15 protein-coding genes are annotated in these 17,547 nt (G+C 63.0%); 6 read left to right on the top strand and 9 right to left on the bottom strand.

The features are described 5' to 3' along the window. Positions 1-19: 19 nt before the first annotated feature. The 5 genes from carA to grpE form a co-directional block, all read right to left on the bottom strand. A complete protein-coding gene (gene carA / locus CR917_RS04130; protein ID WP_043863829.1) occupies positions 20-1,156 on the bottom strand; it encodes a glutamine-hydrolyzing carbamoyl-phosphate synthase small subunit in 1,137 nt (378 codons plus the stop codon). Positions 1,157-1,423: 267 nt separating this feature from the next. Continuing rightward, positions 1,424-2,227, bottom strand: a complete 804-nt coding sequence (gene dapB / locus CR917_RS04125; protein WP_058540555.1) for a 4-hydroxy-tetrahydrodipicolinate reductase — start codon at positions 2,225-2,227, stop codon at positions 1,424-1,426. A gap of 13 nt (positions 2,228-2,240) precedes the next feature. Beyond that, the gene (gene dnaJ, locus CR917_RS04120) at positions 2,241-3,365 is read right to left on the bottom strand and encodes a molecular chaperone DnaJ (protein WP_043863831.1); all 1,125 of its coding nucleotides are present in this window, start codon (positions 3,363-3,365) and stop codon (positions 2,241-2,243) included. A gap of 192 nt (positions 3,366-3,557) precedes the next feature. Further along, positions 3,558-5,474 carry a molecular chaperone DnaK gene (dnaK, locus tag CR917_RS04115; protein ID WP_043863832.1) on the bottom strand — a complete coding sequence of 639 codons (1,917 nt, stop codon included), beginning with the start codon at positions 5,472-5,474 and terminating at the stop codon, positions 3,558-3,560. Between the two features lie 102 nt (positions 5,475-5,576). Then, positions 5,577-6,131, bottom strand: a complete 555-nt coding sequence (gene grpE, locus CR917_RS04110) for a nucleotide exchange factor GrpE (RefSeq protein WP_043863833.1) — start codon at positions 6,129-6,131, stop codon at positions 5,577-5,579. Positions 6,132-6,360: 229 nt separating this feature from the next. On the opposite strand from grpE, the gene recN reads away from it, so the two are divergent. Continuing rightward, positions 6,361-8,034 (top strand): DNA repair protein RecN, encoded by a 1,674-nt coding sequence (gene recN / locus CR917_RS04105; protein ID WP_104571924.1) that lies wholly within the window; start codon positions 6,361-6,363, stop codon positions 8,032-8,034. A gap of 108 nt (positions 8,035-8,142) precedes the next feature. Here recN and fur read toward each other — a convergent pair whose 3' ends face one another. Continuing rightward, positions 8,143-8,547 (bottom strand): ferric iron uptake transcriptional regulator, encoded by a 405-nt coding sequence (gene fur / locus CR917_RS04100; RefSeq protein WP_043863835.1) that lies wholly within the window; start codon positions 8,545-8,547, stop codon positions 8,143-8,145. A 97-nt stretch (positions 8,548-8,644) separates the two neighbouring features. Between fur and CR917_RS04095 the strand changes: the two genes are divergently transcribed. Next, positions 8,645-9,169: an outer membrane protein assembly factor BamE gene (locus tag CR917_RS04095; protein WP_043863836.1), complete on the top strand. Its 525-nt coding sequence runs from the start codon at positions 8,645-8,647 to the stop codon at positions 9,167-9,169. A gap of 57 nt (positions 9,170-9,226) precedes the next feature. Here the strand turns inward: CR917_RS04095 and CR917_RS04090 are convergent, their stop codons facing one another. Together CR917_RS04090 and CR917_RS04085 are read right to left on the bottom strand one after the other, a co-directional pair. Further along, entirely contained in the window at positions 9,227-9,538 is a 312-nt protein-coding gene (locus tag CR917_RS04090; RefSeq protein ID WP_078481341.1) for an RnfH family protein, read from the bottom strand. After that, positions 9,531-9,965 carry a type II toxin-antitoxin system RatA family toxin gene (locus tag CR917_RS04085; RefSeq protein ID WP_043863838.1) on the bottom strand — a complete coding sequence of 145 codons (435 nt, stop codon included), beginning with the start codon at positions 9,963-9,965 and terminating at the stop codon, positions 9,531-9,533. Before CR917_RS04085 ends, CR917_RS04090 begins: the two co-directional genes overlap by 8 nt. Positions 9,966-10,135: 170 nt before the next feature. Between CR917_RS04085 and smpB the strand changes: the two genes are divergently transcribed. Next, positions 10,136-10,618: an SsrA-binding protein SmpB gene (smpB, locus tag CR917_RS04080; protein WP_043863839.1), complete on the top strand. Its 483-nt coding sequence runs from the start codon at positions 10,136-10,138 to the stop codon at positions 10,616-10,618. A 99-nt stretch (positions 10,619-10,717) separates the two neighbouring features. Here the strand turns inward: smpB and CR917_RS04075 are convergent, their stop codons facing one another. Continuing rightward, positions 10,718-11,485: a GntR family transcriptional regulator gene (locus tag CR917_RS04075; RefSeq protein ID WP_043863840.1), complete on the bottom strand. Its 768-nt coding sequence runs from the start codon at positions 11,483-11,485 to the stop codon at positions 10,718-10,720. A 253-nt stretch (positions 11,486-11,738) separates the two neighbouring features. On the opposite strand from CR917_RS04075, the gene CR917_RS04070 reads away from it, so the two are divergent. From CR917_RS04070 to CR917_RS04060, 3 genes are all read left to right on the top strand, one after another. Next, entirely contained in the window at positions 11,739-13,406 is a 1,668-nt protein-coding gene (locus CR917_RS04070; protein WP_043863841.1) for a lactate permease LctP family transporter, read from the top strand. 68 nt (positions 13,407-13,474) lie between these two features. After that, entirely contained in the window at positions 13,475-14,620 is a 1,146-nt protein-coding gene (lldD, locus tag CR917_RS04065; RefSeq protein WP_043863842.1) for an FMN-dependent L-lactate dehydrogenase LldD, read from the top strand. 74 nt (positions 14,621-14,694) lie between these two features. Continuing rightward, positions 14,695-17,505: an FAD-binding and (Fe-S)-binding domain-containing protein gene (locus CR917_RS04060; RefSeq protein WP_104571923.1), complete on the top strand. Its 2,811-nt coding sequence runs from the start codon at positions 14,695-14,697 to the stop codon at positions 17,503-17,505. The last annotated feature ends 42 nt before the right edge of the window (positions 17,506-17,547 follow it).

The following is a 17,547-nucleotide window of genomic DNA, read 5'->3' as shown; positions in this document are numbered from 1 at the left end:
GGCTGCCTCCGGGGGGTGCTCAGCGGCGCTTGGCCATGGCATCGATGAAACGATCAAACAGTGGCGCGACGTCGGTCGGGCCCGGGCTCGCCTCAGGGTGACCCTGGAAGCTGAAGGCGCTCTTGTCGGTGCGCTCGATGCCCTGCAGGGTACCGTCGAACAGCGACTTGTGGATGGCGCGCACGTTGCCTGGCAGGGTCGCTTCATCTACCGCGAAACCGTGGTTCTGGCTGGTGATCATCACCACGCCGGTGTCCAGGTCCTGGACCGGGTGGTTGGCACCGTGGTGACCATGACCCATCTTGACGGTCTTGGCACCGGAGGCCAGGGCCAGCAGCTGGTGGCCCAGGCAGATACCGAACACCGGCACTTCGGTTTCGAGGATTTCGCGGATCGCCTGGATCGCGTAGTCGCAAGGCTCGGGGTCGCCCGGGCCGTTGGACAGGAACACGCCATCGGGGTTGAGCGCGAGCACTTCGCTGGCCGGGGTTTGCGCCGGCACCACGGTGACGCGGCAGCCGCGCTCGACCAGCATGCGCAGGATGTTCAGCTTGACGCCATAGTCGTAGGCCACGACGTGGTACGGCAGCTCGGCGGCGTCGATGGTCGGGTGGCTGTCGGTCTTCAGGTTCCACACGCTGGAGCGCCACTCGTAGCGGCTCTTGGTGCTGACGACCTTGGCCAGGTCCATGCCCTTCAGGCCCGGGAAGCCGCGCGCGGCTGCGATGGCCGCCTCTTCAGAAATGTTGTCGCCAGCCAGGATGCAGCCGTTCTGCGCGCCCTTCTCACGCAGGATGCGGGTCAGGCGACGGGTGTCGATACCGGCAATGGCCACCACATTGTTGGCCTTGAGGTAATCGGACAGCGACATCGTGTTGCGCCAGTTGCTGGCGATCAGCGGCAGGTCACGGATGACCAGGCCGGCCGACCAGACCCGATCGGACTCGGCGTCTTCCGGCGTGGTGCCGGTGTTGCCGATGTGCGGGTAGGTCAGGGTAACGATCTGCTGCGAGTAAGAAGGGTCAGTCAGGATTTCCTGATAGCCGGTCATTGCGGTGTTGAACACCACCTCACCAACGGTCTGACCGTCGGCTCCAATGGCCTCACCGCGAAAAATGCTGCCATCGGCAAGGGCGAGTATGGCTGGCTTAGTCAAGAAGACCTCCCAAAAATAAAGCCTGAAGGGGCGATCGCAGGTTGCAAAAAAGCGGAATGACGTATAGACACGTCACCCCGCTTTCTTCGTCGAATTATCTGCGCGCTTTTAGTGGACACACTAAAGCTGTAGCTTACAGAAAAAGGCTTTTTCGGTCTACCACTGATGTGCCTGAAAGGCATGGGAATGCGACAGAAAGTCGCTTGTTTCAAACGCTCGGCCAGGGAGGCCGGCGAAGGGGCCGCATGGCAGCCCCTGGTGCAGCGATCAACGCAGGTCGAGCACGTCCTGCATGTCGTACAGGCCCGGCGCACGCCCATCCAGCCACAGCGCGGCACGTACCGCACCCTTGGCGAAGGTCATGCGGCTGGAGGCCTTGTGGGTGATCTCCAGGCGCTCGCCGTCAGCGGCGAACAGCACGGTATGGTCACCTACCACGTCACCGGCACGCACGGTGGCAAAGCCGATGGTCTTGCGGTCCCGCGCGCCAGTCTGGCCTTCCCGGCCATACACGGCCACTTCCTGCAGGTCACGGCCAAGTGCATTGGCCACCACCTCGCCCATGCGCAGCGCGGTACCCGACGGCGCATCCACCTTGTGACGGTGATGGGCCTCGATGATCTCGATGTCCACATCGTCGCCCAGCACACGCGCCGCCATGTCCAGCAGCTTCAGGCTGAGGTTGACGCCAACGCTGAAGTTGGCGGCAAACACGATAGGGATGTCCTTGCCCGCCTCGGCCAGCAGTTGCTTCTCTTCAACACTGAAACCGGTGGTGCCGATGACCATCGCCTTGCCCGCCTTGCGGCAGAACGCCAGGTTCTTCAAGGTCACCGAAGGATGGGTGAAGTCGATCAGCACATCGAACTCGTCGACCACCCGATCCAGATCACCCGACAGCGGCACACCAATACGCCCCAGCGCCGCCAGCTCGCCGGCGTCGGCCCCGACCAGCGTACTGTCCGGACGATGCACGGCGGCGGTCAGGCCCGCCCCCGGCGTCTGCTGCACTGCCTCGATCAGGGTCTTGCCCATCCGCCCTGCCGCGCCCATTACCGCTATACGTCGCATGCCCTGTTCCTTCTTACAGATCGCCGAAGAAGCGCTTCACGCCTTCGAACCAGCCATTGGCCTTGGGAGAATGGCAGCTGTCGCCATCCAGCGAAACACGCAACTCTTCGAGCAACTCACGCTGACGACGACTCAGGTTGACCGGCGTTTCTACCGCCACCCGGCACATCAGGTCGCCCGCGCCACCGCCACGCACCGGCGCAACGCCCTTGCCGCGCAGACGGAACTGCTTGCCGGTCTGGGTCCCCTCGGGGATCTTCAGCTTGACCCGGCCATCGAGGGTCGGCACTTCCAGCTCGCCACCCAGCGCCGCATCGGTGTAGCTGATCGGCACTTCACAGTACAGGTGCTTGCCGTCGCGCTGGAAGATCGGGTGCTCGCGCACATTGATCACCACGTACAGGTCGCCGGTCGGGCCACCCTGGGAACCTGCCTCGCCTTCGCCCGACAGGCGAATGCGGTCACCGGTATCGACGCCGGCCGGCACCTTGACCGAGAGGGTCTTGTACTCTTCGACACGGCCTTCGCCATGGCACGAATCGCACGGATCAGTGATGATCTTGCCCTGGCCGTGACAGCGCGGGCAGGTCTGCTGCACCGAGAAGAAGCCCTGCTGCATGCGCACCTGGCCAATACCGCCGCAGGTCGGGCAGGTCGAAGGCGACGAGCCCTTCTTGGCACCCGAGCCATCGCACGGTGCGCAGTTGACCAGCGTCGGCACACGGATGTTGACCGTGGTGCCGCGCACGGCCTCCTCCAGGTTCAGCTCGAGGGTGTAGCGCAGGTCGCTGCCACGCTGAGCGCCACCGCGACCACCGCCCCGGCCACCGCCGAAAAAGTCGCTGAACACATCACCGAAGATGTCGGAGAAGTTGGCGCCACCGAAACCGGCACCGCCGCCACCCATGCTCGGGTCGACACCGGCATGGCCATACTGATCATACGCAGCACGCTTGCTGGCATCGGAGAGCACTTCGTAAGCCTCGTTGGCTTCCTTGAACAGCTCTTCCGAGGCCTTGTCATCAGGATTACGGTCCGGGTGGTGCTTCATCGCCAGGCGACGATAGGCCTTCTTCAGGTCGGCCTCGCTCGAGCCGCGCTCGACTCCCAGAACCTCGTAATAGTCACGCTTTGCCATAATTCTTTGCACTCTTGAGGACGTTCGGCATACCTCGGCGCATACCGCGCTGTGCCGCCAGCATTCAAGCACGCTCGAATGCTGTAAAAATTCGGGTATTCCAGACACGCCAACGCGGGAGCAAGCCCCCGCGCGGCGACATCCTACCAGTCACTGCCGAACAGCAGTCAACCGGGCGACAACCTGTAGCTATTACTTGTTGTCTTTTACTTCTTCGAACTCAGCGTCGACCACGTCGTCGTGCTTGGGCTCTTCAGCTTCTGGCTGAGCACCGCCCTGAGGCTGTTCGGCCTGCTCGGCGTACATCTTCTGAGCCACTGGCGCGGAGACCTTCGACAGCTCTTCGACCTTGGCTTCGATGGCAGCCTTGTCGTCGCCTTTGACAGCGGCTTCCAGGGCGACAACGGCAGCTTCGATAGCAGCCTTCTCGTCCGCGGTTACCTTGTCACCGGCGTCGGCGACCATCTTGCGGGTCGAGTGAACCAGCGCGTCACCCTGGTTGCGGGCAGCGGCCAGTTCTTCGAACTTGCGGTCTTCCTCGGCGTTGACTTCAGCGTCACGCACCATCTGCTGAATCTCTTCCTCGGAAAGACCCGAGTTGGCCTTGATCACGATCGACTGCTGCTTGCCGGTCGCCTTGTCCTTGGCACCTACGTGCAGGATGCCGTTGGCGTCGATATCGAAGGTCACTTCGATTTGCGGTACGCCACGTGGCGCTGGCGGAATCTCGGCCAGGTCGAATTTACCCAGCGACTTGTTCTGCGCGGCTTGCTTGCGCTCGCCCTGCAGCACGTGAATGGTCACGGCGCCCTGGTTGTCGTCGGCCGTCGAGAACACCTGCGACTTCTTGGTCGGGATGGTGGTGTTCTTCTCGATCAGCGCAGTCATCACGCCACCCATGGTTTCGATACCCAGGGTCAGCGGGCTGACGTCCAGCAGCAGCACGTCTTTCACGTCACCAGCCAGTACGGCGCCCTGAATGGCAGCACCCATGGCGACAGCTTCGTCAGGGTTCACGTCCTTGCGTGCTTCCTTGCCGAAGAAGTCGGTCACCAGCTTCTGCACCAGTGGCATGCGGGTCTGACCGCCGACCAGGATCACGTCGTTGATCTTGCTCACGTCGATACCGGCGTCTTTCAGCGCGATGCGGCATGGCTCGATGGTGCGCTGAACCAGGTCTTCGACCAGCGATTCCAGCTTGGCGCGGGAAATCTTCACGTTCAGGTGCTTAGGACCGGTGGCGTCTGCAGTGATGTACGGCAGGTTCACGTCGGTCTGCTGGCTCGAGGACAGCTCGATCTTGGCTTTTTCGGCAGCTTCTTTCAGGCGCTGCATGGCCAGCGGGTCACCCTTGAGGTTCATGCCGCTTTCTTTCTTGAATTCGTCGACGAGGTAGTCGATCAGACGAATGTCGAAGTCTTCACCACCCAGGAAGGTGTCGCCGTTGGTAGCCAGTACTTCGAACTGGTGCTCGCCGTCGACTTCAGCGATCTCGATCACCGACACGTCGAAGGTACCGCCACCCAGGTCGTAGACGATCACGGTGTGATCACCCTTGGCCTTGTCCATACCGTAGGCCAGTGCGGCTGCGGTCGGTTCGTTGATGATGCGCTTGACGTCCAGACCGGCAATGCGACCGGCGTCCTTGGTAGCCTGACGCTGGCTGTCGTTGAAGTAGGCAGGTACGGTGATGACCGCTTCGGTCACTGCCTCGCCGAGATAGTCTTCGGCGGTTTTCTTCATCTTTTTCAGAATTTCAGCCGAGATCTGAGGCGGAGCCATCTTCTGGCCGTTCACTTCCACCCAGGCGTCGTTGTTGTCAGCCTTGACGATCTTGTAAGGGACCATCTGGATGTCTTTCTGAACGACTTCTTCGTCAAAACGACGGCCGATCAGACGCTTTACCGCGTACAGGGTGTTGTGCGGGTTGGTCACCGCCTGACGCTTGGCCGACTGGCCGACCAGGATCTCGCCGTCATTGGCGTAGGCAATGATCGAAGGGGTGGTACGAGCGCCTTCGGCGTTCTCGATGACCTTGACGTTGCCGTTTTCCAGAATGGAGACACAGGAGTTGGTGGTCCCCAGGTCGATACCGATAATTTTGCCCATGTTAACTCTCCCGAAACTTTGGATTTGGTTGCCGCAGCGGTGGTTGCCAACTGCGGTAGCACTTAAACGCTTGACACTTAAATGGGGGCCGCCAGGCTAATTTCAAGCCTTCTCGTCAATCGAGGGCGAAACCGGAGCCGGAGCCTTGCTGACCACGACCATGGCCGGGCGCAGCAGACGCCCATTGAGCTGGTAGCCCTTCTGGAACACCTTGAGCACGCTGTTGGGCTCGACGTCCGCACTCTCCTGCATGGCCATGGCCTGGTGCAGTTCGGCGTTGAACGGTTCGCCGTGCGGGTCGATCGCCTCGAGGTTGTAGCGCTTGAGGGTGTCGTGGAACATCTTCAGGGTCAGCTCGATGCCTTCACGCATCGGGCGGATGCTCTCGTCTTCGGCGCTGGACAGCTCCAGGCCGCGCTCAAGGCTGTCGATCACCGGTAACAGGTCACCAGCGAATTTCTCAAGGGCGAACTTATGCGCCTTCTCGACATCCTGCTCGGCGCGACGGCGCACGTTCTGAAGGTCTGCGGCGGTGCGCAGGGATTGATCCTGGGCCGCCGCCAGTTGCTCTTCGAGCACCTGCACGCGCGTGCTCAGCTCATCGCCGGCCGCCTCGGCGTTCAGATTCTGTTCATCCAGCGTCTGTTCGTCAGCCATAAAATCTCTCCTTTGCAATTTCGTCAGCGAACTTACTCGCACGTCTGCCGGCTATATGGGGTCTGAAAATGCAGCTTCAAGGGCTGATGAACAGTCAGCAGCATTACCCTCATAACCCCTTGCGATCAAAACCCTTACCGAGCAACCGAATCAAACTAAGCACAAGCATTGTCAGGCGATTTCAAAACACTGTATAAATAACCAGACCTTACGCCTGGGAGCCGCCCCAATGCTGGTGCATCTTTCCGTACACAACTACGCCATCGTCGAACACCTGGACCTCGAACTCGCCCGCGGGATGAGCGTCATCACCGGTGAAACCGGGGCCGGCAAATCGATCATGCTCGATGCCCTCGGCCTCCCCCTGGGTGATCGCGCCGACAGCGGCGTGGTGCGCCCCGGGGCAGACAAGGCCGACATCCTGGCCACCTTCGACCTGGGCGAAATTCCCGAGGCCCGCGCCTGGCTGGCCGAGCGCGACCTGGACACCGACGGCCCGTGCATACTACGCCGGGTGATCACCGCCGAAGGCCGCAGCCGCGGCTATATAAACGGCACGCCTTGCCCGCTGGGCGACCTCAAGGCCCTGGGCGAGCTGCTGATCGACATCCACAGCCAGCACGAACACCAGTCGCTGCTGAAGACCGACACCCATCGTCGCCTGCTCGACGAATACGCCGGCGCCACCGACCTTGCACGCCAGGTGCAGCTGGCGGCGCAGCGCTGGCGGCAGACCCGCCAGGAGCTCGAGCGGCTGAGCAACTCCGGGGACGAACAGCGCGCGCAGCACCAGTTGCTCAGCTATCAACTCGAAGAGCTGGAAAACCTCAACCTGGGCGAAAACGAACTTGAGCTGCTGGAACAGGAACACAAGAACCTGACCAATGCAGAGGCCCTGTTCGGTATCTGCCGCCAGGTCATCGACCATTGCAGCGAGAGCGACTCGGGCAATGTGCTCAGTGCGCTGACCGTCAGCCTCAATCGCCTGACCGCCGTACAGAATGCCCCCAAGGCGCTGGCCGAGGCGGCCAACATGATCGCCAGTGCGCAGATTCAGGTGGAAGAAGCAGTGGGCGAGCTCAACCGCTTTCTCGACCATTTCGACGCCGACCCCGCGCGGCTGCAGCAGCTGGAAGAACGTCTCGACGCCCTGTACACCCTGGCGCGCAAACACCGCGTGCACCCCAGCGAGCTGGCCGACCTGCAGCAACGACTGATGGAGGAGCTCGAAGGCCTCAACGCCAACGACGAGTCCATTGCCCGACTGGGTGACGAACTTGCCGCCTATGCCCGCCACTACCAGGAAAAGGCCTCGGAGCTGAGCCGCCTGCGCCAGCAGGCCGCGACCCAGCTGGCTGGCGCGGTGGAGCTTGAGATTCAGCGCCTGGGCATGCCTGGCGGACGCTTCAGCATCGAACTTCGCCCCAACAGTGGCGAAGACTTGTTGCCCCAGGGCCTGGAGCAGGTCGAACTGCTGGTCAGCGCCAACCCCGGCCAGCCGCTCAAGGCACTGGCCAAGGTGGCTTCCGGGGGTGAATTGTCACGGATCAGCCTGGCAATCCAGGTCATTACCGCTCAGACCTCGCGCATTCCGACCCTGGTGTTCGACGAAGTCGACGTGGGTATCGGCGGCCCGACTGCGGAAATCGTGGGGCAGCTGTTGCGTCGCCTGGGCGAGCGTGGGCAGGTATTGACGGTCACCCACCTGCCGCAGGTAGCCGCGCAGGGCCACCATCACCTGTTCGTGCACAAGGTGCGCAACAGCGATGCGACCCATACGGCGGTGGCGAGCCTGGGCAAACGTGAGCGGGTCGAAGAAGTGGCGCGCATGCTGGGCGGCATCGACCTGACCAAGGAATCGCTGGCGCATGCCAGAAAGATGGTCGTCACCAGCAAAGCCTGAGTGCCCCCGCAGGAGCCGGCCTTGCCGGCGTACAACATTACAGCCCCCACAAAGCACGAAGGCGACCCCAGGGTCGCCTTCAATGCCGTGCAATTCAAAGCAAAGTGCTTACTTTTTCTTGCGCACGTACAGCACGAGATTGTGATCTACCAACTCGTAGCCGTGCTCCAGCACGATTTCCTTCTGGCGCTTTTCAATTTCGGCATCGAAGAACTCGATGACTTCGCCAGACTCCACGTTGACCATATGGTCGTGGTGGCCGCCGTCGGCCAGTTCAAACACTGCATGACCGCCGTCGAAGTTGTGACGAACGACAAGACCTGCCGCCTCGAACTGGGTCAGAACACGGTAAACCGTGGCCAGACCGACGTCCTCGCCTGCCTCCATCAACGCCTTGTAGACGTCTTCAGCACTCATGTGGCGCTGCTCGGTGGAGTCGAGCATCTGTAGAATCTTGACTCGAGGCAGGGTCACCTTGAGACCGGCTTTGCGTAATTCGCTATTTTCAACCATGGTCAGCTTTCTCGCCGATGCTGCTTCGCAGCTTCTCTGAATACGGGTATGATCGGGGTTTACGTTGTCCAGCCAAGATAGTGGAAGTCGCCCACCGATGCAAAACACCAAGCTCTTGCTAACCAGCCTCACCTTTGTGGGACTGCTCGCACTCGCCGGTTGCTCGTTCCCCGGGGTTTACAAAATCGACATCCAGCAGGGCAATGTCGTCACGCAGGACATGATAGACCAATTGCGGCCGGGAATGACCCGCCGGCAAGTACGGTTTATCATGGGCAACCCTCTGATCCAGGACACCTTCCACACCAACCGTTGGGACTACCTGTACAGTCTGCAACCAGGTGGGGGCGAGCGCCAGCAGGAACGGATGAGCGTGTTCTTCAACGAGAACGACCAGCTCGCCAGCCTGTCGGGTGACTTCATGCCGGGTGTGAGCCGCGATCAGGAAATCCTTGGCGGCGCAGCGGGCACCACTGTCAGCCCTGCCGAAGGCGAGACACCTGCCAAGCAGGAAGCCCCCGCCAAGCCTGGCTCGCTGGAAGACACGATCCAGCGCGACGTCGATACCATCGAAGTCATCCCGGTTCCAGTGCCGGAACCGCTGGACACCTCGCCGCAGTAAGCAAGGCGCAGGCAATAAAAAGCCCGGATCATTCCGGGCTTTTTCATGCGCGGCGTTTCACCGCTTGGCCTTCTTGAACACCCTGGCTACCTTGGCCGCGCGCTGTTTGCGCACCTCCTTGGGGTCGATCAGCAGCGGCCGATAGAGCTCGATCCGATCACCCGCCTCGACCGGATGCTGCGACGCAACCACCTTGCCAAAGATACCCATCGGGCAATCCCCGATCGACACGCCCGGCAACTGCCCGGCGATGCCCGACAAGCGAACCGCCTCGCTCACCGACGTACCCGCTGGCACCTCCAGCGCCAGCAACAGCTGCTGCTCGGCGGTGGCGTAGACCACTTCGATGGGCAGCATCGGCTCAGCCATTGAGTTGCTTGGCCCGCTGGCAGAACGCATCCACCAGGGTGTTGGCCGCCTGGTTGAAGATCGGCCCCAGGGTGGCGCGCACCAGCGGCCCGGCGTAATCGAACGACAGGTCCAGGCTGATCTTGCAGGCCTTGTCGCCGAGTGCCTTGAACGTCCACAGCCCGTGCAGCTGATTGAACGGCCCCTCCTCAAGGTTCATCTCGATGGACTGCCCTGGCACCAACTCATTTCGCGTTACAAAACTCTGGCTCATGCCGCCCTTGGCCGCCTCGACTCGCGCTCGCATCAGGGTCTCGCTCTGCTCCAGCACCGTGCTGGAGGAGCACCACGGCAGAAACTCCGAATAGCGGGCGACGTCATTCACCAGGTCATACAGCGCCTGAGCGGGGTACGGCAACAGTGCCGAACGTTGAATATGGGTAGTCATCCAGGCGTCACTTCCAAAGCTGAGCGGTAAACACGATGCGAATGCCGAGGGGCGCCACATAGCGCATCAAGAGGAAAAACAGCGCGTATTGTCCGGGATTCACTCCAACGGCTCAAGCGTACCGCTACCCCGTAGCCGACAGCGCGACGACTGCCTATAATGCCGCCCCTATGGCTAAACAAAAGAAGCATCCGACAGGGACCATCGCGCAGAATAAAAAAGCGCGTCACGATTACTTCATCGAGCACAAGTTCGAGGCCGGATTGGTCCTGTCCGGTTGGGAAGTAAAAAGTCTGCGTGCCGGCAAGGCGCATCTTGTGGACAGCTACGTGCTGCTCAAGGACGGTGAAGCATGGCTGATGGGTTGCCATATCACCCCCCTGACCGCAGCCAGCACCCACGTGATCGCCGACCCGACCCGTACCCGTAAACTGCTGCTCAATCGCCGCGAGCTGGAGCGCCTGTTCGTGGGCGTACAGCAGAAGGGCTATACCTGCGTGGCCTTGTCGATGTACTGGAGCAAGCACTTGATCAAGTGCGAGATTGCCCTGGGCAAGGGCAAGAAGGAATACGACAAGCGCGATACCCAGCGCGAGCGTGATTCCGATCGCGAGTTGCAGCGCGCCGTGCGCAGCAAGGGCCGCGACGAGTAGGCACGCCTGCTCTAGCCACTTTGCCGGCAAGGCCGGCTCCTACAGGCCAAGCGAAACCCTGTAGGAGCCGGCCTTGCCGGCGAAAGCCGCAACGCTTGTCTAGCGCCCGTTGCGCCGCTCTGCCCGCGCGACCCGCTGCACTTCCTGACGCACCTCTTCGAGCACCTCCTGCACATACAGAATGTGCTGGCTCGACACCTCCCGTGCATCCTGCGCACGCCCTTCGACAATCGCCAGGTACAGGTCCCGGTGCTGCGCAATCAGCATGTCGCGGGTCTCGCTGCGTTGCTTGTACATACCGCCGATGTTGGTCACCACGTTGCGCTTGAGCAGGTCGAACAACCCGCGAATGGTATGCAGCAGCACCGCGTTATGGCTGGCCTCGGCAATCGCCAGGTGGAACGACGCATCCGCCGCCCCTTCCTCGGCGCGGCTCACCTCATCGGCACGCGCATAACAGTCCTGCAGCGCATCGAACGCCACCTTCAACCGCTCGCGATCCACCGCGGTGGCACGCAATGCGGCGTAATAGGCACACGACGCCTCCAGCGTATGACGAAACTCCAGCAGGTCGCGTTCGACCTCCGGATTGTTCTCCAGCAATTGCAACAAGGGGTCGCTGAACGTCGAACCCATCGACTGGGCAACATAATTGCCGCCGCCCTGTCGGCTCACCAGCATGCCCTTGGCTACCAGCTTCTGGATCGCCTCGCGCAACGACGGGCGTGACACCCCGAACTGCTCGGCCAGTTGTCGCTCGGCCGGCAACCGCTCACCGGCGGTCAAGGTGCCTTCAAGAATCATCCCCTCAAGCCGCTCGACGATATCGTCGGACAAACGGCGTTGGCGGACCTGGTTGAAAACCATCACATGCTCTCCACAATCCCGAGTTCGTTCGGGGCCGCCTATTTTGGCCTATCGGTGCCCACGCCACACCCACCAGTTGGCGAATTTCGAAGCCGCTCAGCCGACCTTTTTTCAACCGTCCGACGAAAGTTTTAGCGGGGCAAATTGACACACCCACCACAGGGCTCTTAACCTAGCGGCTCGACATTGTAAATTGGTATGACCAATTAGCCAATGCCACTGCATGACCAACAACAATTAGGGGCCACCCCATATGCAAACCTGGCAACAACTCTATAGTCCGCTTGGTAGTCTCGGCCTGTCCGCCCTGGCGGCAGTCATCCCTATCGTGTTCTTCTTCCTGGCGCTGGCCGTGTTCCGCCTCAAGGGTCATGTGGCAGGCAGCATCACGCTGGCGCTGTCGATCCTGGTCGCCATCTTCGCCTTCCAGATGCCCGCCGACATGGCCCTGGCTGCTGCCGGGTACGGTTTTGCCTATGGCCTGTGGCCCATCGCCTGGATCATCGTCGCGGCGGTGTTCCTGTACAAACTGACGGTCAAGAGTGGCCAGTTCGAAGTGATCCGCAGCTCGGTGCTGTCGATCACCGACGACCAGCGTCTGCAGGTTCTGCTGATCGGCTTCTGCTTCGGTGCCTTCCTGGAAGGCGCGGCAGGCTTCGGCGCACCCGTGGCCATTACCGCTGCACTGCTGGTGGGCCTGGGCTTCAACCCGCTGTACGCCGCCGGCCTGTGCCTGATCGCCAACACTGCCCCGGTGGCCTTCGGCGCCCTGGGTATCCCGATCATCGTGGCCGGCCAGGTCACCGGTATCGACGCCTTCAAGATCGGCGCCATGACCGGTCGTCAATTGCCGCTGCTGTCGCTGTTCGTGCCGTTCTGGCTGGTGTTCATGATGGACGGCCTGCGCGGCGTCAAGGAGACCTGGCCTGCAGCCCTGGTGGCCGGCCTGAGCTTCGCCGTCACCCAGTACTTCACCTCCAACTTCATCGGCCCGGAACTGCCGGACATCACCTCGGCACTGGCCAGCCTGATCTCCCTGACCCTGTTCCTCAAGGTCTGGCAGCCCAAGCGCTCGATGACCACCGCTACAGGCAGCGTCGGTGCAGCCGTGGTCAACGGTGGCGGCAGCCAGCCTTCGCCTTACAGCTTTGGCGAGATCTTCAAGGCCTGGTCGCCGTTCCTGATCCTCACCGTGCTGGTCACCATCTGGACCCTAAAGCCATTCAAGGCGGCCTTTGCCGCCGGTGGTTCGATGTACAGCTGGGTGTTCAACTTCGCCATCCCGCACCTTGACCAGCTGGTGATCAAGACCGCGCCGATCGTCGCCGCCCCGACCGCCATGCCGGCGGTGTTCAAGCTCGACCCGATCTCGGCCACCGGTACCGCGATCTTCTTCTCCGCGCTGCTGTCGATGCTGGTGCTGAAGATCAACTTCAAGACCGGCCTGACCACGCTGAAGGAAACCTTCTTCGAACTGCGCTGGCCGATCCTGTCGATCGGCATGGTGCTGGCCTTTGCCTTCGTCACCAACTACTCGGGCATGTCGTCGACCATGGCCCTGGTACTGGCCGGCACCGGCGCAGCGTTCCCGTTCTTCTCGCCGTTCCTTGGCTGGCTGGGCGTGTTCCTGACCGGTTCGGACACTTCGTCCAACGCGCTGTTCAGCTCGCTGCAGGCCACCACCGCGCACCAGATCGGGGTCAACGACACCCTGCTGGTGGCCGCCAACACCAGCGGCGGCGTTACCGGCAAGATGATCTCGCCACAGTCCATCGCCGTGGCATGCGCGGCCACCGGGCTGGTTGGCAAAGAGTCGGACCTGTTCCGCTTCACCCTCAAGCACAGCTTGTTCTTCGCCACCATCGTCGGCCTGATCACCTTGATCCAGGCGTACTGGCTGACCGGCATGCTGGTTCACTAAAGTGAAAGAGGCCGGGCGCCCCAAGGGCGCCCGGCAGCTGCCCCTTTCAACCGACGCTGCGAGACACCATGATCATTTCAGCCTCTACCGACTACCGCGCCGCAGCCCAACGCAAGCTGCCGCCCTTCCTGTTCCACTACGCCGACGGCGGCGCCTACGCCGAGTACACCCTGCGCCACAACGTCGAAGACCTGGCCAGCATCGCCCTGCGCCAGCGCGTTCTGAAGAACATGTCCGAGCTCAGCCTCGAGACCCGCCTGTTCGATGAAACCCTGAGCATGCCCGTGGCCCTGGCACCGGTCGGCCTGACCGGCATGTACGCCCGGCGCGGCGAGGTGCAGGCGGCACGTGCCGCGGCGGCCAAGGGCATCCCCTTCACCCTGTCGACCGTGTCGGTGTGCCCGATCGAGGAAGTGGCCCCGGCCATCGACCGGCCCATGTGGTTCCAGCTCTATGTGCTCAAGGACCGCGGCTTCATGCGCAATGCCCTGGAGCGTGCCAAGGCCGCCGGCGTGACCACCCTGGTGTTCACCGTGGACATGCCCGTACCCGGCGCACGCTACCGTGACGCCCACTCCGGCATGAGCGGCCCTAACGCACCGCTGCGGCGCATGTGGCAGGCCATGACCCACCCCCAGTGGGCGCTGGATGTAGGCCTGCTGGGCAAGCCCCACGACCTGGGCAACATCTCCAAATACCGCGGCAGCCCCACCGGCCTGGCCGACTACATCGGCTGGCTGGGCGCCAACTTCGATCCGTCGATTTCCTGGAAGGACCTGGAATGGATCCGCGAGTTCTGGGATGGCCCGATGGTGATCAAGGGTATTCTCGACCCGGACGACGCGCGCGACGCCGTGAAGTTCGGTGCCGACGGCATCGTGGTGTCCAACCACGGCGGTCGCCAGCTCGACGGCGTGCTGTCCAGCGCCCGTGCCCTGCCGGCCATCGCCGATGCGGTCAAGGGCGACCTGAAGATCCTTGCCGATTCCGGTATCCGCAGCGGCCTGGACGTGGTGCGCATGATCGCCCTGGGCGCAGACACCGTACTGATCGGCCGTGCCTTCCTCTATGCCCTCGCCACCGCAGGCGAAGCCGGCGTGAAGAACCTGCTCGACCTGTTCGAAAAGGAAATGCGCGTGGCCATGGTGCTGACCGGCGCCAAGTCCATCAGCGAGATCACTCGCGATTCGCTGGTACGCGAATTCGGCGCCTGACCGCCTGCCCCATCACCGCCTGATTGTCCGGGGCACGCGGCGCGATAGACGCCGTGGCCCCGCGAGGAGTTTGCATGAGCCTGCCCACCGCGTTTCTCGACTCGGTTGAACGCCTGATCCCCCGTGAGCGCCGCTTCGACGACCCCACGTCTACCCTGGCCTTCGGTACCGACGCCAGCTTCTACCGGCTGATCCCCAAGCTGGTGGTGCGCGTGGAAAGCGAAGACGAAGTGGTGGGCCTGCTCCAGCTGGCCCAGCGCGACCGCGTGCCGGTGACCTTCCGCGCCGCCGGCACCAGCCTGTCGGGCCAGGCCATCAGCGACTCGGTGCTGATCGTACTGGGCGACAACTGGAACGGTCGCGAGATTCGCGAGCAAGGCCGGCAGATCCGCCTGCAACCCGGCGTGATCGGCGCCCAGGCCAACGCCTGGCTGGCGCCGTTCGGACGCAAGATCGGCCCCGACCCGGCGTCCATCAACGCCTGCAAGATCGGCGGCATCGTTGCCAACAACGCCAGTGGCATGTGCTGCGGCACCGCCCAGAACACCTACCACACCCTGGCCGGCCTGCGCCTGGTGCTGGCCGACGGCACCCGCCTGGACAGCGAAGACCCGGCCAGCGTCGCGGCCTTCCAGAGCAGCCATGCCGACCTGCTCGAATCGCTCGCGCGCCTGGGCCGCGAGACCCGCGCCAACACCGAACTGGCCGCGAAAATCCGCCACAAGTACCGGCTCAAGAACACCACCGGCCTGTCGCTAAACGCCCTGGTCGACTACGACCAGCCACTGGACATCCTCAACCACCTGCTGGTGGGCTCCGAGGGCACCCTGGGCTTCATCAGCGCGGTTACCTACGACACCGTGATCGATCACCCGCACAAGGCGTCGGCGCTGATCGTGTTCCCGGACGTGGAAACCTGTTGCACCGCCGTCACCGTGCTGAAAAGCCAGCCGGTATCGGCCGTGGAACTGCTCGACCGGCGCAGCCTGCGCTCGGTGCAGGACAAGCCCGGCATGCCGGCCTTCGTGCAGCAGCTGTCCGAGGGTGCGTGCGCCCTGTTGATCGAGTCCCGCGCTGCCACCCAGACACTGCTGCACGAGCAGCTGGGCCTGATCATGGCCTCGCTGGCGCAATTTCCGGTCGAGAAACAGGTCGACTTCACCGAAGACGCCAAGGAAAACGCCAAGCTCTGGGCCATCCGCAAGGACACCTTCCCGGCCGTCGGCGCCGTGCGCAAGACCGGCACCACGGTCATCATCGAAGACGTGACCTTCCCGGTCGAGCAACTGGCCATCGGCGTCAACCGCCTGATCGAGCTGTTCGAGCGGCACCACTATGACGAAGCCATCCTGTTCGGCCATGCGCTGGAGGGCAACCTGCACTTCGTGTTCACCCAGGGTTTCAACAGTGCCGAAGAGGTCGCCCGCTACCAGGCGTTCATGGACGACGTGGCACACCTGGTGGCGGTCGAATTCGGCGGTTCACTCAAGGCCGAGCATGGCACCGGGCGCAACATGGCGCCGTTCGTCGAACTGGAATGGGGCCACGATGCCTACCAGCTGATGTGGACGCTCAAGCGCCTGCTCGACCCCAACGGTATCCTCAACCCGGATGTGGTGCTCAGCGACGACCCGCAGATCCACCTTAAAAACCTCAAGCCGTTGCCCGCCGCCGACGAGATCGTCGACAAGTGCATCGAGTGCGGCTTCTGCGAACCGGTGTGCCCGTCCAAGGGGCTGACCCTGAGCCCGCGCCAGCGCATCGTGATGTGGCGCGACATCCAGGCCAAGAAGCGCGCCGGGGTCGATACCACCACGCTTGAACGCGACTACCAGTACCAGGGCATCGACACCTGCGCCGCCACCGGCTTGTGCGCCCAGCGCTGCCCGGTAGGCATCAACACCGGCGAACTGGTGAAGAAATTGCGCGCCCAGGCTGCCAGCCACGTGAAGACAGCCGACTGGCTGGCGGAGCATTTCCACACCGCGCTAAGCGGCGCCCGCCTCACCCTGCGCGCAGCCAACGGTGCCCGCCGCCTGTTGGGCGCGCCACGTCTGGCCCGCATCAGCCAATCGCTGAGCAAAGCCAGCAACGGCCGCCTGCCGCTCTGGACGCCGGCCATGCCGCAGCCCCTGCAGCCCATCCAATTCAGCCCGGCGAGCAACGATGCGCGGCCCCGCGTGGTGTACCTGGCGGCCTGCGTATCGCGCGTCATGGGCCCGGCCGCTGGCGATCGCGAACAGACCTCGCTGCTGGACAAGACCCGCGGCCTGCTGGAAAAGGCCGGCTACCAGGTGGTGTTCCCCGAGAACCAGGACAGCCTGTGCTGCGGTCAGCCGTTCGCTTCCAAGGGCTATGCCGAACAGGCCGAGCACAAGCGCCAGGAACTGATCGGCGCGCTGCTGCATGCGAGCCGCGGCGGGCTCGACCCGATCTACTGCGACACCAGCCCGTGCACCTTGCGCCTGGTGCAAGACCTCAAGGACTCGCGCCTGGACCTGTATGACCCGGTGCGCTTCATCCGCACCCACCTGGTGGACAAGCTGGAGTTCACCCCGCAGGACGCACCCATTGCCGTGCACGTGACCTGCAGCACCCAGCACCTGGGCGAGAGCCAGGCCCTGATCGACCTGGCGCGGCGTTGCAGCAAAGAGGTAGTGATACCCGAGGGCATCCACTGCTGCGGGTTCGCCGGCGACAAGGGCTTCACCACCCCCGAACTGAACGCACATTCACTGCGCAGCCTAAAGGACGCCGTGCAGTACTGCAGCGAAGGCATCTCCACCAGCCGCACCTGTGAAATCGGCCTGAGCGAGCATGGCGGCATCGACTATCACGGCCTGGTGTACCTGGTGGACCGGGTGACCAGAGCCAGGGCGCTGTGAGCCAAGGCGGCTCCTGCACACCGGCAGGAGCTGGCCTTGCCG

It is taken from the genome of Pseudomonas sp. BRM28, assembly GCF_002939405.1.
Lineage (GTDB): Bacteria > Pseudomonadota > Gammaproteobacteria > Pseudomonadales > Pseudomonadaceae > Aquipseudomonas > Aquipseudomonas palmensis.
The sequence above is the reverse complement of the archived record's forward strand: the minus strand, read 5'-3'. Positions and strand labels throughout refer to the sequence as shown.